This is a genomic window from Pseudomonas sp. 382 (assembly GCF_002759075.1).
Lineage (GTDB): Bacteria > Pseudomonadota > Gammaproteobacteria > Pseudomonadales > Pseudomonadaceae > Aquipseudomonas > Aquipseudomonas vlassakiae.
Genome location: NZ_PEMX01000001.1, coordinates 558,290 through 572,972 on the forward strand (window position 1 = coordinate 558,290; position 14,683 = coordinate 572,972).

The following is a 14,683-nucleotide window of genomic DNA, read 5'->3' on the forward strand; positions in this document are numbered from 1 at the left end:
AAATCGTCACAAATATGTGCGCGATGATAACAGGCCGATTCCCGGAAAGCCTTTGGCTACAAGGTTGGTAACCAATTGGGGCGCGATGCGCCCCGGATGTCAGAAGTAATACGGGAACTTCAGGCTGAAGGAAAAGTCCGGTGCATCGTCTGTGAGGCCAATCGACAGGTTCGGCACGATCGTCAGGTTGTTGGAGGCAGCAAAGGTCAGGCCGACGTTGAAGTTGGCCGCGTTGTAGTCGCTGTTGGTGATCGACTGCCAATCGCTGCCGTCGGGCTTGATCTTGCTCTTGCGGGCGAATTGATCGGTGACCGAGAACGACATGCTCATCTTCTCGTTAAGAGCAAAGGCAATACCACCGCCGATCTGCCAGGAGTCACCGAGTTTCACGTCACCCGGCACCTTGGTGTTCACCTGCGGGCTTATGTCGCTGAACGAGTCCTGCATGTTGTAGGTGTACGACAGGCTACCGAACAGCACGGCGGGGTCGAAGGTCTTGACCAGCGAGATGCCAGGCGTGATGGCCCACACACCGTTGCCGGTCGGCAGGTCCTCAGGCACCGACAGGTTGTCGTTGCCCGCCACCTGCTGCAGCTTGATGCCGTACGGGTCCTTGCCGGTTGGCGCCTTCACGCGCAAGGTGGCAACGGCATCCGGCCAGGTCTCGTTCTCATCGAGGAATTTGTAGGCGATACCGAAGTTGACGTCGCCGATGGTCGGGTCGCGGGTGACCGAAGCGTCGGACGTGACCCCGGCAGCCCCGCCTGCACCACCGGACGAGTAGGTGGAATCGCGGTAGACGATGGGCACGTTGATGTCGAACTGCCAACGCTGGTCGACGTTGTAGCGCGCCGTCAGGTCCAGGGTCCAGTTGTCCGCCTTGATGCGGTCGATGTTGATGTTGCCGAGGAAGATCGAGTCCAGCGCCAGGAACCCGTTGAGCACCAGGGCGCGGGTGTCGTAGTGGGTGTAGGTCAGCCCGGTTTCGACGCTGAACTTGCCGCCACCGAAGAAGCCACTGGCTTCGTCATACAGGTTGGACACGCTCTGCGCCGGCTCCGAGTTGTCCTGCAGTGACTGCCCATAAGAGGCGCCGCTGCTGCCCGGCGTGCCGGTGGCCACGGTCTGGCCGCCTTTCACCCCCTGTGCGGGGGACTTGGTCAGGCGCTTCGGTTGCGGCTGTGCGGGGGCCTCCTCGACCTGCTTGAGCCGTTGTTCTAGCACCATCAATGCGTTCTGTTGGGCCTCGTAGCGCTGTTTCAGCGCAATCAGTTCCTGTTTGAGTGCTTCGACCTGAGGGTCGGTTGCCGCTTGCAGCAGAGTGGCCGGGGCCAATGTTGAAATACAAACGATAGCTCTGAACGTCGACAAACGGTGCATGGATTAGCCGTCCCTTCTGACTACATACGATGAGACATGAGCGTAGTTCAGTATCCGAGATTGCGAAGGCCTTTAAGCTGCTCAAGATTGGCGCTCACGGAACCTGCCATTGGCGGGCTGTCGCGGAGCACGACATTGAGTGATGTCAAGTTGCTTACACGGTTGCTGGCGCCCAGCAGGGTGGTGTTCTGCATCAGCCCACCCTGGCCCAGGCTTTGCATTGAATTACCCTGGTTGCCGTTGGCGACGATATTCATCTGCACGCCACTGCTGGTGGACGACACGCTCAACGAACCTGCGCCGTTGCTCCCGCTCAGCGTGGAGCCTGCAGCCAGCGCCTGGCCCTGCGGCTGACCGGCTGGCGCTTGATTACCCTTGGTGACGTTGATGTCGACATTGTTGTTGGCCGCGTTGAAGTCACCCGCGGCACGGACCACCTGGGTCACGCCCTGGGTCGTGTTGAGGCCGCTGCCGCCGCTGACCGTGCCGGTTCCGGTGCTGTTGCCCTGCGAGCTGCCAGTGCCTTTTTCATCGATCATCGAAACATAGAACTGCGGCTTGATGGTCGATTGCTGAATCTGCATTGCCGAAGTCGCGCCAATCACTTCACCGTTGGCGTTCTGCCAGGTGCTGGTCATGACCACGCCAAAGCTCACGATCCGCCCAGGCATCACATAACGCCCTCGCAGGCTGGCCAGTTCCTGATCCTTCAGTTCGATCGGTTTGAACGTTTCTGCCTGGGTTGGCAGGCTGGCGGCCAGGCAGATCACTGCCAGCCACAGGGAAGTCTTCATGGAATGCTCCCAGAGCGTCTTGCCCTACTTCATTGAAAGAAGGTCATTAGAAGAAGTCGCTTTGAATGAAACCGAAGTCCATCAACTCCGCGTCTGGCACCGGCGTGAAATTGCTGACGCGGTTCTTCGCGCTCAGCGGCAGCGGTGGGTCGAGCAGGATGTTGTTCTTGTCATAGCCTTTGCCGATGACGGCGAAGATGATGCCGTTCCAGCCTTTGATGAAATCGTCGAGCTTGAAGCGTTTGTGGCCCAACACCGGATCACCGATGTACACCCAGCCTCTGTCGACCTTCTGCATCACCACGAAGTGCTTGTAGCCGCGGATGTCCATCAACACGACCACCGGAATGCGGATGCTGTGCAGCGTATCGGGGGCTACCTTGTAGCCGCGTGCACGCATGCCCAGGCTTTCCACATATTTCTTCATGTCGAGCATGGAAAAACCTTGGGTACGGACCAGATCCTCGTTGGCATGGGCGAGCATGCCCTCGATAACCTGGTTTTCATCCACGTCCAGCCAGTAGGCCTGGCGCAGGATGGTCGCCAGCGAAGCTGCGCCACAGCTGAAGTCGGTTTTCTGCTGGACCAGGTCGGCGAACTTGCGCTCGCGGATGCTCTGGACCGGTTTGTAGATCACCGCACCACCCGGCAGTACGGACAACGGCATCTGCGAGGCTTCGCCTACACTGGCGATGCACAACAGAACTGCCAAGGCGAAAATGCGCATGTTCGACGCCCCCTGCCTTTTTCTTGTTAGAAAGAGGCTCCCCGAAGGGAGCCTCCAGACCGCAGTGGTTACATCGAGGTGTTGGAGATGGCCAGCGAGTTGCTCTGCTGGTTGCCTACACCCGCTGCCACGTTCACGCCCAGGTTGCCGCTGCCACCGTTCACCGAACCACTCAGGGTAGCGGTGTTGGTCACAGGGTTGGCCCAGCCGGTCGGGGTCAGTACCTGGAACGACACAGTGTTGCTCAGGGCATACTCGCTAGACTCGCTGAAGCTCTTCGAGATGCTGTCCGACGATTGCGACGCTTTCTCGCCGGCTTTCTCGTAGGCCGAGGCACTGGCTTTTTCCCATGCGGATGCATTGGCCTTTTCGTAGGAAGTATTGCGAGACTTGTCGTAGGACGAGTCGTGACTGCGGTCATACGAAGAGTCGTAGGCTCTGTCGAAAGAGGAGCTCAGCGACTTGTCGAACGACGAATTGCTGGACGACTGATGCGACTTGTCGACCGATGCATCCAGCGAGGCGCTGAGCGATGCGTCGAAGTCCGAACTGCGCGAGCGCGTGGAGTTGCCGAAGGTTTGCGACGACGAAGCGCTGCCATTGGCACTGGCATCGAGCGATGCGCTGACCGTGGTGTTGGAAGAAGAGCTGTGGTCGCGGCTGGAAGAGCCGTTTGCAGCCCAGTTATTGGAGCCGCTGGCGGTCGAACTGTTGCTGCCGCTGGCGCTGCTGCTGTTGGAGCCGCTGGCGGTCATGCTGGTCGAACCGCTGGAGCTGCTGCTCTTCGAACCGCTGGCGCTGGCGCTCTGGCTACCCGACGCGCTGTAGCTTGAGCTGGAGCTCTTGTCGACGCTGGCATCGAACGACCCGCTACGCGAGGCCGAACCACTCGAGGAAGTCGTCAGGCTCAGCGTATCGACACGGTAGGTGCGATCGGCACGGTTATCCACCGTCAGGCCAGGGCCGTTCTGGTCGGCCGAGGCGGTCGCGGTGGAGTTGCCGATAGGCGCGGCGTTGTTGGCGATTGCCATGGTATTTTTCTGCTGGTTCAGGTCGCCGCCAGCAATGTTGATACCAATGTTGCCACTGCTGCCATCAGCCGAGCCACTCATGACGGCGGAGCTCTGGGTCGACCAGTTGTGGACGGTGTTGTTGCTGCTGCGCTGGGTCACTTCAGCGTTTGCGGTGGAGGTGCCGAAGACGAAGCTGTTGTCAATGTCGGCATTGTTGGAAGACGTGTTGGCGATGGCAGCGGCGTTGTCTTGCTGGTTGCCGTTACCTGCTGCCACGTTGACACCCACGTTGCCGCTGGCGCCAGCTCCCGAGCTGCTCATCTCTGCTGCGTTGATGGTGCCTTCGTTGTGGATGGTGTTGCCAGTGCTTCTCTGAGAGTCAGTGGCTTCAGCAGAAGCGCTGGTGAACACAGCCCTGTCCATTTGCCGGTGGTGGTTATTGTGATTGTCGTGTCCGCGACGATTATTCTGATCCGCTTGTGCAGCAACAGCCATGACCGCAGCAATTGCGAAAACCAGAGGCTTGATTGCCATCGAGGGTTTCATGGTGTTTCTCCGTCTTTAGGTTAAGTGTTGTTCTTACCTGTACCTTCCGGGTCAGTTAGCGACCCTCACGCTCAGGGTGTTTGCCGTCTGGTTACCCACCCCGGCGCTCTGATTCAGCTGGATGACCCCGCGGCTACCGGTGAATGCCTGGTCACCGGTGGTGACATGGCGATAGCCGGGTGAGGTATCAGATGGATCGGAGCTGTTGATCAGCGCCACGTTCTGTTGCAGCAGGACGCTGTCATCGATGCTTTGCGGTTGTGTACTGATGCTGATGCGCAGGGCGTTGGCCTGCTGGGTTGCGGCCCCCGCACTCTGGTTGACGCCCAGTGCGCCGCTGCCGTGGCTGAAGGCATTGCCCTGGATGCTGGCACTGGCGCCCATGTTGGGGTCGACGATGGACAACTGGCGCTGGCGGATCTGCGTGCTCGCATTGGCCTCGTGGCCGGTGGCTATTGCCCGTGCGTTGGCTTGTTGCTGGCCATCGCCGGCGGCCTGATTGACGCTGAAGTTGCCTTGGTACTGTGCGCCGGAATTGTCGATGCTGGCGTCGTTGAGCACCGGAACCGGCGAAGGTATGGGTGCTTGCGCCAGCGCCGAGGCACTACTCAACAGGGCCAGGAGAAACAGCGTCTGCCTCATCTCATTTACCTCCCGTGAGGATCTGCAGTGGGGCAAGACCGCGCTGTACGCTTGAGTTGACCATGTTGGATATGCCATTGCCCGAACCCGTCCCGCGGCCAGCAGCCTGGTTGGTCAACTGCGTCTGGTTGCCGATGTGGCCGCCAAGGTTGCCGGTCTGTTGGGTGATCAAGGAGGAAATGCCCGTGCCGCTGGTGATGCTGGCGAAGTCGCCATCGCTCAGTTCGTTGGTCTGCTTGAGCACTTGCGCGGAGGGGTTGGCATTGGCGGTAGTGGGGTAGGGGTCGGGCGCCAGAGGGGCGCGAATGGCCATGCGCGGCTGCACATCGCGGGTGATCACGATGATGCCGTTATCAGCCTGCACGCAGAGCGCCGAACCCAGTGCACAACCGACCAGCAACAGGCGAAAAATGCCTTTATCCAGTTTCCCCATGACGGCGACTCCTTCTTCGAGCGCTGGTCTTGTTCAGCGGTGCGAAGGAGAGAGCGAAAGCCGTGCCGGTTTTAGATTTTCGATGAAAATCAGTATGTTGAGCGCACTGCCTCAACTCACGGTGAATGTGCTGTATCAGTGCTGAGACAGATTTTCAGCGAACGGGCGTTTGGCCCAGCATTCGCGTTACCCGAGGGGCCTTTTTCACGAATGTTTCACAGCCTTGACACTACCCCCATGAATGGCTTTGAGCCCGCAGAAACAGGGGCTTGGCCTCAGCCGGGTGTGTCATGGGATTAACACTCGGTGGGGCAAAGCGGGGTTTTCCCTTGCAGCAGGCGCTGAACCGCCAACAGGGCCGCGGCGCTGCGTTGCTGCCAGTCGCCTTCAATGATCTGCAGCGCTTGCCCGTGGCGCTCCAGCCAGCGACGGCTGTCGTCGAAAAACACCTGGCGGTCGGCAAGGGCTGGCTGGCTGCGCTGGCCATCGTCGACCCAGCCTACGCCTTGCGGGCTGAGCAGCAGATGCAGGTCGTAGCGGCGGGCAAGCAAAGCCTGCTCCAGCCAGGGCGGGCACGCGGCGAACAGGGCCTGGCTCCACAGCATGTTGCTCAGCAGGTGGGTATCGAGGATCAGCAGTTCAGGCGCCTGCTGGCGGGCCTGGTCTTCCCAGGCCAGCTGGCCGCGGGCGATGGTGGGGATATCGGCATAGCAGGTGTCGCGGCATTCCTGGTCGATGAAGTGGCGAACGTATTCGGCCACCACGATGCCGCCGAAATGCGCCTGGATTTCACCGCTGAGCCAGCTTTTGCCGCTGGATTCGGGGCCGCACAGTACCAAGACCTTCATGCGTGCGCCACAGCCGGGTCTCGGCGCCATTCCAGCCAGCCGCGTACCGCGATCAGGGTCAGTACGGCAAAGAAACCCGCCGTGAAGTACAGCTGCTGGTGCAGGTACTGGCCGACATAGACCACATCCACCACGATCCACAGTGGCCAGCATTGCACGCGTTTTTGCGCCATCCACAGTTGCGCGACCAGGCTGAAGCCGGTCAGCGTGGCATCCAGCCAGGGCAGGGCGGCATCGGTCCAGCTTGCCATCGCCGCACCGAGCGCCACGCTCAGCAGCAGCCCTGCCAGCAACCCGCCGAACAACGCCTGGGTTGGCAGGCGCGAGACCTGGCGAGCGTCCTCGACCCGGTCCGGGCGCTTCCATTGCCACCAGCCATACAACTGCAGCACGGCGTAGGCCAGCTGCAGCAGCATGCCCGAGTACAGCTTCACTTCGTAGAACAGCCAGCCATAGATCAGCACCATGACCAGGCCGATCGGCCAGCACCAGGCATTCTGTTTGACGGTGAGCCACACGGCGGTGACGCCGAGCACGGCGGCGAGGAGTTCGAGGCCGGACATCGGCGATCCCAGGTTGGCAAAGGGCGCCGATTGTAGCGTGTGCAGGGCAGCAGGTGTAGCGAGCAATCCGCAGCGGCCCGCCTGGCGGGCCGGTGATCACGCCCGGTTCAGACGCGGAATTGGCGCAGTAGTTGTTCAAGCTCCTCGCTCAACTGCCCAAGCGCCGTGCCGGCGTCGCTGGACTGGCGCGCGGCATCGGCGGTCTGCTGGGACAAACTGGCGGTGTCCAGCACATTGCGGTTGATCTCCTCGACCACGTGGGACTGCTGCAAGGTGGCACTGGCGATCGACGCATTGAGCGCAGTGAGGTTATGCAGCGCCTGGCTGATGGCAACGAGGCTGGTGCCGGCCTCGCGGGCCTGGTGCACGGTCTGGCGCGAGGCCTCGCTGCTGGTATCGATGGCTTTGACCGCAGCATCGGACTGGCCTTGCAGGTGCTCGATCATGGTGTGGATTTCGGCCGTCGACTGCGCGGTACGTTGGGCCAGCAGGCGGACCTCGTCGGCAACCACGGCAAAGCCGCGGCCCTGTTCGCCAGCGCGAGCGGCTTCGATGGCAGCGTTGAGGGCCAGCAGGTTGGTCTGTTCGGCGATGGCGCGTATCACTTCCAGCACCCCGCCGATCTTCGTGCTGTGCCCGGCCAGCTCACGGATCACCTGCACGGCCTGGTCGATGGTCGCCGAAAGCTGATCGATCTGTTGCAGGCTGCCGTGAATGGCCTGCTGGCCGTGTTCCACCTGCTGCTGCGCGGCGCGCATCTCAGCGGCGGCCTGTTCGGCGGTCTTGGCCACGTCCTGCACGGCATAGGTGACTTCGTTGACCGCCGTCGCCACCTGGTCCATCTGCAAGGACTGCTGGGCGCTGTGCTGCTGAGCAGCGCCAGCGTTGTCGCCAACATTCCCGGCCGACTGCGCCAGGGCATGGGCGGCACCCTGAAGCTGGCCGATTACCCCTTGCAGTTTGCCGTTGAACTGGTTGAAGTGCTGGCCCAGGTGGGTGATCTCGTCATGCCCGTGGGTGTCCAGGCGGCGGGTCAGGTCGCTTTCGCCGCTGGCGATGTTGCCCATCGCCTGCACCGCTTCCTGCAGGGGGCGGGCAATGCTGCGGGCAATCAGCATGACCACCAGGGCCATCAGCACGGCGATGGCCAGGCCGACCAATGAGGCATCACGCAACTGGCGGGCGAATTCGGCTTGCACATCGTCGACGTAGACGCCGGAGCCGATGATCCAGCCCCAAGGCTCGAACAGCTGGATATAGGAGGTCTTGGCCACCGGCTCGCTGGCGCCCGGCTTGGGCCATCGATAGTCGACCGGGCCGGCACCCTGGCTGCGGGCGAGGGCCACCATCTCGTTGAACACTGCGAAGCCGTCCGGGTCGCGAATGGCGGAAAGGTCCTGGCCATCGAGCTTGGGGTTGGCAGGATGCATGATCATCTTCGGCCCCAGGTCGTTGATCCAGAAATAGTCGTTCTGGTCGTAGCGCAGCGCCCGCACCACTTGCAGGGCCTGCTGCTGGGCCGCCTCGCGGCTGAGCGTACCGGCGGCTTCCAGGCCTTGGTAATAGGCCAGTACGCCAGCGGCGGTCTGCACCACGTGGCGGGTTTTTTCCGCCTTGGCCTGGTACAGATCGCCATGGATCTGGCGCAGCATCAGCAGGCCGAGCATCACCAGCATGCCCACCGCAACCACCAGAATCAGCCATAACCGACGGCTGATCGACATCGACCGCAATGCCTTCATCGAAAACTCTCCTGCATTGTTCTTCTTATTCAGGTGCATCCAAGCATGCTTTGCAGACGGCAGGCACTCGACTAATGGCTAAGTGCTAGTTATTGGCTACTCTGCCACAGGCTGAGCGCGCCTTTGCCTCGCCGCTTTGATAGGATCTCGGCCGGGCAAGATGAAACCTTTAGCCAAGGTGAACTTTTCCACTGGCGTAGGTCCCAGAAGTCGCTGTAAAAAGGCCGCGCCGCGTGCGGCAACCACAAGCAAATCAAGAATAAGGGGCCTGCAAGCAGCAGTGCTTCCTCGGGGGAATGATGGATTTTTGGAATGCCTTCCAGGCAATCATCTTAGGTGTGGTCGAGGGGCTCACGGAGTTCCTGCCGATTTCCAGTACCGGTCACCAGATCATCGTCGCCGATCTCATCGGGTTTGGTGGCGAACGGGCCATGGCGTTCAACATCATTATTCAGTTGGCGGCGATCCTGGCGGTCGTGTGGGAGTTCCGCAGCAAGATTCTCGAAGTGGTGTTCGGCCTGGCCAACCAGCCTAAGGCCCGGCGCTTTACCGGTAACCTGCTGCTGGCGTTCATGCCGGCAGTGGTGTTGGGTGTACTGTTCGCCGACCTGATTCACGAATACCTGTTCAATCCGATCACCGTGGCGACGGCGCTGGTGATCGGCGGCGTGATCATGCTCTGGGCTGAGCGTCGCCAGCACACCGTAGCGGTCGACCATGTCGACGACATGCGCTGGACCCACGCCTTGAAGATTGGCTTCGTGCAGTGCCTGGCGATGATCCCGGGTACCTCGCGCTCGGGTTCCACCATCATCGGCGGCCTGTTGTTTGGCCTGTCGCGCAAGGCAGCCACCGAGTTCTCCTTCTTCCTGGCAATGCCGACCATGGTCGGCGCAGCGGTGTATTCGGGCTACAAGTACCGCCACCTGTTCGAACCAAGCGACCTGCCGGTTTTCGCCATCGGTTTCGTGACCTCGTTCATCTTCGCCATGATTGCTGTGCGGGCGCTGCTGAAGTTCATCGCCAACCACAGCTACGCGGCCTTTGCCTGGTACCGCATCGTCTTTGGTTTGCTGATCCTGGCGACCTGGCAGTTCGGCTGGGTCGACTGGGCGACGGCACACAGCTGACATGGCGCGGGCACAGCACACGGCGCCACGCGGCGCTGGACACACGCAGAGCGTGCGCAATGCGCGCATCAAGTTGCTGCTGCTGGCCGTGCTGTGTCTGTTGCCAGGGCTTGGCGCGGCGAAGATGGGCTGGAACGGGCAGAACTGGGTACCCCTGGCGATGTACCCGCTAGTCAGCCTGATCAGCCTGCTGCTGTACTGGCAGGACAAGCGCCAGGCCCAGGGCGATGCCTGGCGCACACCAGAAAAGGTCCTGCATGCCAGCGAATTGCTGGGGGGCTGGCCCGGCGCCCTGGTCGCTCAGCAACTGTTCCGCCACAAGACGCGCAAATGGTCCTACCAGCTGGTGTGCTGGGGCATCGTGCTGCTGCACCAGGTGTTCTGGCTCGACTACCTGTTCCTGGGCAGCCGTTTCCTGCCTTTCAACTGATCAGCCCAGCAGGCCTGCCTGCAAACGTCTTGGCAGCCGCCGCACCACCAGTTGGTGCGAACGCTGGAGCAAGTCGCACAGTTCTTCACGGCCCATCGGGTAGGGTGGCGCCATGCTGATCCATTTCGCCCGTGCCAGATAGGGAGCGGGCCGCACACCCGGCCGGTCGCAATAGCCCAGGAACAACTCATCGGCCACCTTGAACGACAACCCGGCGCCAGCCAGGTCGAGCACCGCGAACATCTTGTTGCCGGCTACGGAGAACACCCGGACACCGCCCCATTTGTAGTCTTCCCGCGCACCCGGCAGGCTCAGGCAGAACGCCGCCACCTGGTCTTCGCTGATCGTCTGCCTAGACATAACGTTCCCCACACGCCTCGAACGACACCGCCAGGTGGTCTATCCATGCCCGCACGGCCGGTAACAAGCCACGCCGATGAGGATAGACCGCCTGCAGGTAGCCGCCTGGCAATGACCAATCCGGCAGCAGCTTCACCAACTCGCCACGTTCCAGCTCCTCCTCGCAGAACATGCTGGGCAAAGCGGTAAAGCCCAGCCCGGCGCGCACGGCAGCGTTACGCACGACGAAATCGTCAATCGCCAGGCGTGGCTCCAGGGCGATTTCCTGTTGTTGGCCATTGGGCCCGAACAAGCGAAAGTGCACCAGCCGATCGGCTTCGGCGGCTCCCAGCACGGGCAATGTGGCCAATTCGGCGGGCTCGCGCAGGTGCTCGGCAAAGCCCGGCGCTGCCACCAGCTGCATTTGCGCCTGGCGCAGCCGGCGAGTGACCAGGGCCGGGTCCTCGTCGCCCAGGTCGCGCACGCGCAGGGCCACGTCGATGCCTTCGGAAATCAGGTCGACTCGGCGGTTGAGCAAGACCATGTCCAGTTGCACCTGTGGATACTGCTCGAGAAAGCGGCTGATGATGTCCGGGAGAAAGGCATGGGCCAAGGCCACCGGGCACGACACACGCAGCCGCCCGCGCGGCTCGCTGCTCATGCTTGCTACCACCTCGTCGGCAGCCTCGGCCTCCAGCAGCATGGCCTGGCAGTGGTGCAAGTAGCGTTCACCCACGGCAGTCAGTTTGAGCTGGCGCGTGGTGCGCTGCAGCAAACGGGTGCCGAGGCGTTCCTCGAGTTCGGCGATGCGCCGCGACAGCCGCGACTTGGGTATGCCCAGCTGGCGACCGGCTGCAGCAAAACCGCCGGCTTCGACCACCTGGGCAAAATAGAAGAGGTCATTGAGGTCTTGCATGGTACCGGCTCACTGTTCTACCTGTGGGACAAACTAACGCATTTTTAGCGACTTCTCAGCAATTCGTCGTCCCGGTAGGATTCTTTCCATCGTGATCGCCCACCGCTGCGGTCTTCACTCACAGGAGAGTCCCATGAAACTGTTGCATATCGATTCGAGCATCCTGGGCGACAATTCCGCCTCTCGCCAACTGAGCCGCGAAGTTGTCGAGGCCTGGAAAGCTGCAGACCCAAGCATCGAAGTGGTCTACCGTGACCTGGCCGCCGACGCCATCGCCCACTTCTCGTCCGCCACCCTGATGGCGGCCGGTACTCCGGAAGAAGCACGTGACGCCGCGCAGGCCTTCGAGGCCCAGCTGAGCGCCGAAACCCTGGAAGAATTCCTTGCCGCCGACGCCGTGGTGATTGGCGCACCGATGTACAACTTCAGTGTGCCGACCCAGCTCAAGGCCTGGATCGATCGTGTGGCCGTAGCGGGCAAGACTTTCCGTTACACCGAAGCCGGCCCGGAAGGCCTGTGCGGCAACAAGAAAGTGGTGCTGGTCTCCACCGCCGGTGGCCTGCACGCTGGCCAGCCGACCGGCGTCGGCCATGAAGATTTCCTGAAGGTGTTCCTCGGCTTCATCGGCATCACCGACCTGGAAGTCGTCCGCGCCCACGGCCTGGCCTATGGCCCGGAGCACCGTACCCAGGCCATCGACGCCGCCCAGGCGCAGATTGCCAACGAGCTGTTCGCCGCAGCCTGATCCTCTGGCGACAGACAAGCTGGCTGGCGCTCCATGCGCCAGTCGGCTTTTTTTCATCCAGTTTTCATGTGCCGGTGGCCATGCCGGTTCTATGCTGACGCTATCCTGGTGCCTGTTGCGCGATAGCCGACCGATGAACACTCCCCGCTGTTTGCTGGCATTGCTGCTCGGTGGCCTGTTGAGCCAAGCCGAAGGCTCCCCTTGGGTTGCCGGTTTGCACCACATGACCCTGGATGACCCGGTCGATGCCCGGCCGATGCAGGCCTTGGCGTTCTATCCATCCCAGGGTACGCCGCGTAACATCCGCATCGACGGTTACCCCATCAACGTCGCTGAAGAGGCCCCGGTCGCCCTTGGGCAGTTTCCGTTGCTGGTGCTGTCCCACGGCAACACTGGCAGCCCGCTGGCGCTGCATTACCTGGCCACGTCCCTGGCCCGTCAGGGCTTCGTCGTGGTGGCGGTCGTACACCCGGGCGACAATGCCCGCGACCACAGCCGCCTCGGCACGCTGAGCAATCTTTATGGTCGGCCCCTGCAGATCAGCGAGGCCATTACCTCGGCCCGTGAAGACGCGTTGCTTGGCCCTTACCTCAATGATGGCAAGGTCGGTGTGATCGGCTACTCGGCTGGCGGTGAAACAGCGCTGATCCTGTCTGGCGCCCAGCCCGACCTGGATCGCCTGCGCCGCTATTGCCTGGAGCGCCCCGGTGATGCCGATGCCTGCAAGACCCACGGCGTGCTGATTGCCGACCGCAGTGAGCTGGCGCCCAAGGCTGACCCCCGGGTAGGTGCGGTGATGCTGATGGCACCGCTGAGCCTGATGTTTGGCCGCCATGCCCTGGCTGCTGTGAAAGTGCCTGCGCTGATCTACAGCGGCGACAGCGACCAGTTGGTGGCGGTGGACCGCAATGCGGAAGAACTGGCACGCAAACTACCGATCACCCCTGATTACCGTTTGCTGGAGGGGGCCGGGCACTTTGTGTTCATGGCCCGCTGCGACGAGGAGCAGCATGCGCGCATGCCGGTGCTGTGCAAGGACGCCGAGGGTGTCGACCGGCGCCACATCCACCATTCACTGCAACGCGACACGGCCGCGTTCTTCACCCAGGCCCTGGGCGCACCGGAGCCGGCCGAGCGTTCAGCCGCGGCAGCTGCGCCGCGCCAGTAGCAGTGTCAGGCCGACACCGGCCAAGGCCAGCAGGGCTGCGACGCAGAAGATCGAGGCATACCCCAGGTGCACGGCCACCGTGCCCATCAACGGGCCGGCGATGGCCAATGCCATGTCGAAGAACACAGCATAGGCCCCCAGCCCGGCGCCCCGGCTGCTGCTGGGCACTTGCTTGATGGCTTCGACGCCGAGTGCCGGATACACCAGCGACAGGCCGAAGCCGGTCAGGCCGGCACCGACCATTGCCCAGGGCGGCGAGGGGGCCAGCCACAGCAGGCTCAGGCCGATCACTTCGGTGGCCATGCAGGCCATGGCCACGTTGTAGCCGCCGAAGCGGTTGACTGCATTGACGAACAACAGCCGAGAAATGATGAAGCACAGGCCGAAGGCGCTCAGGCACCAGGCGGCGCCAACCCAGCCGCGTTCCAGGTAATAAAGGGTAACGAAGGTGGTCAGTGTGCCATAGCCGATCGACGCCAGGGTCAGCCCCAGGCCGCAGGGCGCGACGCGGCCAAAGGCCGACCAGAAGGGCAACCGTTCACCGCGCGTCACCACCACGTCGGGGCGTTTGCGCAGGACCAGCAACGCCAGCAGCGCCAGTACCAGCAGGGCAGGGCCGAGCAGGCTGAAACCCAGGCCAGCGACTGCCAGCACACCGACCGGCGCGCCGATGGCGATAGCCCCGTACGAGGCGATGCCATTCCACGATATCACCCGCGCCGTGTGTTCCGGGCCGACGTGGCTGATACCCCAGCTCAAGGTAGCAACGCCGATCAGCCCTTGGGCCAGCCCTAGCAGCACCCGGCCACCGAGCAGCAGGGCCAGGCTCAGTAGCGGCTCGCTCAACGACCAGGCCGAAAGCAGCGTCAGCACCCCGCAACCGGCGATGCCCAGCAAGCCATAGCCAATGGCCTTCTTACCCCCCAGGGTATCGGCCACGCGACCGGCAAAAGGGCGGCTGAGCAGGGTCGAGAGGTACTGTAGGCCGATGGTCACCCCGGCAACCACCGCGCCGAACCCCAGCTGGTCGTGGACATAGCCGGGCAGCACCGCGATTGGCAGGCCGATGCAGAGGAAGGCAATGAAGGTATAAAAGACGATCGACAGGATCTGCAGGGTAATGCTGAAGGTACTGTTGGCGGGGGCGGGTTGTTGCGCGGTCATGGGCACGTTCGCGGGCGGGCGGTTGGGCGTGCCCTAATCATGGCCGCTGCGCGAAGCAAATGAAAGCATGCTAACGAAATATTCGTCGGGAAGTGTCATCCTC

At 62.3% G+C, this 14,683-nt stretch carries 16 protein-coding genes; 4 read left to right on the top strand and 12 right to left on the bottom strand.

Annotated elements, in window-relative coordinates:
* Positions 1-99: 99 nt before the first annotated feature.
* The 9 genes from CQW31_RS02825 to CQW31_RS02865 all read right to left on the bottom strand — a co-directional run bounded on the left by CQW31_RS02825 (position 100) and on the right by CQW31_RS02865 (position 8,688).
* Complete coding sequence (locus CQW31_RS02825) at positions 100-1,380, bottom strand: hypothetical protein (RefSeq protein ID WP_099813680.1); 1,281 nt, start codon at positions 1,378-1,380, stop codon at positions 100-102.
* 47 nt (positions 1,381-1,427) lie between these two features.
* A complete protein-coding gene (locus tag CQW31_RS02830; RefSeq protein ID WP_099813681.1) occupies positions 1,428-2,174 on the bottom strand; it encodes a hypothetical protein in 747 nt (248 codons plus the stop codon).
* 46 nt (positions 2,175-2,220) lie between these two features.
* Complete coding sequence (locus CQW31_RS02835) at positions 2,221-2,901, bottom strand: C39 family peptidase (RefSeq protein WP_099813682.1); 681 nt, start codon at positions 2,899-2,901, stop codon at positions 2,221-2,223.
* Positions 2,902-2,969: 68 nt separating this feature from the next.
* Positions 2,970-4,460, bottom strand: coding sequence for a heme utilization protein (locus tag CQW31_RS02840; protein ID WP_099813683.1), 1,491 nt, complete (start codon positions 4,458-4,460; stop codon positions 2,970-2,972).
* Between the two features lie 51 nt (positions 4,461-4,511).
* Positions 4,512-5,102, bottom strand: a complete 591-nt coding sequence (locus CQW31_RS02845) for an adhesin (RefSeq protein ID WP_099813684.1) — start codon at positions 5,100-5,102, stop codon at positions 4,512-4,514.
* A gap of 1 nt (position 5,103) precedes the next feature.
* Positions 5,104-5,535 (bottom strand): hypothetical protein, encoded by a 432-nt coding sequence (locus CQW31_RS02850; RefSeq protein WP_099813685.1) that lies wholly within the window; start codon positions 5,533-5,535, stop codon positions 5,104-5,106.
* Positions 5,536-5,831: 296 nt separating this feature from the next.
* The gene (locus CQW31_RS02855; protein ID WP_099813686.1) at positions 5,832-6,383 is read right to left on the bottom strand and encodes an AAA family ATPase; all 552 of its coding nucleotides are present in this window, start codon (positions 6,381-6,383) and stop codon (positions 5,832-5,834) included.
* Positions 6,380-6,946 carry a nicotinamide riboside transporter PnuC gene (gene pnuC / locus CQW31_RS02860; protein WP_099813687.1) on the bottom strand — a complete coding sequence of 189 codons (567 nt, stop codon included), beginning with the start codon at positions 6,944-6,946 and terminating at the stop codon, positions 6,380-6,382. Before pnuC ends, CQW31_RS02855 begins: the two co-directional genes overlap by 4 nt.
* Before the next feature lie 107 nt (positions 6,947-7,053).
* The gene (locus tag CQW31_RS02865) at positions 7,054-8,688 is read right to left on the bottom strand and encodes a methyl-accepting chemotaxis protein (RefSeq protein WP_099813688.1); all 1,635 of its coding nucleotides are present in this window, start codon (positions 8,686-8,688) and stop codon (positions 7,054-7,056) included.
* A gap of 299 nt (positions 8,689-8,987) precedes the next feature.
* Here CQW31_RS02865 and CQW31_RS02870 point away from each other — a divergent pair, with 299 nt between their 5' ends.
* On the top strand, positions 8,988-9,818 hold the full coding sequence (locus CQW31_RS02870; RefSeq protein WP_099813710.1) for an undecaprenyl-diphosphate phosphatase: 831 nt from the start codon (positions 8,988-8,990) through the stop codon (positions 9,816-9,818).
* 1 nt (position 9,819) lies between these two features.
* On the top strand, positions 9,820-10,248 hold the full coding sequence (locus tag CQW31_RS02875) for a DUF1294 domain-containing protein (protein ID WP_054886501.1): 429 nt from the start codon (positions 9,820-9,822) through the stop codon (positions 10,246-10,248).
* Here CQW31_RS02875 and CQW31_RS02880 read toward each other — a convergent pair whose 3' ends face one another.
* Positions 10,249-10,608, bottom strand: a complete 360-nt coding sequence (locus CQW31_RS02880) for an MmcQ/YjbR family DNA-binding protein (protein WP_054886500.1) — start codon at positions 10,606-10,608, stop codon at positions 10,249-10,251.
* Entirely contained in the window at positions 10,601-11,503 is a 903-nt protein-coding gene (locus CQW31_RS02885) for a LysR substrate-binding domain-containing protein (RefSeq protein ID WP_054886499.1), read from the bottom strand. The genes CQW31_RS02880 and CQW31_RS02885 overlap by 8 nt, the downstream gene beginning before the upstream one ends.
* A 133-nt stretch (positions 11,504-11,636) precedes the next feature.
* Between CQW31_RS02885 and CQW31_RS02890 the strand changes: the two genes are divergently transcribed.
* Both CQW31_RS02890 and CQW31_RS02895 read left to right on the top strand, forming a co-directional pair.
* Positions 11,637-12,248 (top strand): FMN-dependent NADH-azoreductase, encoded by a 612-nt coding sequence (locus tag CQW31_RS02890; RefSeq protein ID WP_054886498.1) that lies wholly within the window; start codon positions 11,637-11,639, stop codon positions 12,246-12,248.
* Positions 12,249-12,381: 133 nt separating this feature from the next.
* The gene (locus CQW31_RS02895) at positions 12,382-13,416 is read left to right on the top strand and encodes a dienelactone hydrolase (RefSeq protein WP_099813689.1); all 1,035 of its coding nucleotides are present in this window, start codon (positions 12,382-12,384) and stop codon (positions 13,414-13,416) included.
* Here the strand turns inward: CQW31_RS02895 and CQW31_RS02900 are convergent.
* Positions 13,387-14,580, bottom strand: a complete 1,194-nt coding sequence (locus tag CQW31_RS02900; protein ID WP_099813690.1) for an MFS transporter — start codon at positions 14,578-14,580, stop codon at positions 13,387-13,389. The genes CQW31_RS02895 and CQW31_RS02900 overlap by 30 nt on opposite strands.
* Positions 14,581-14,683: the final 103 nt, after the last annotated feature.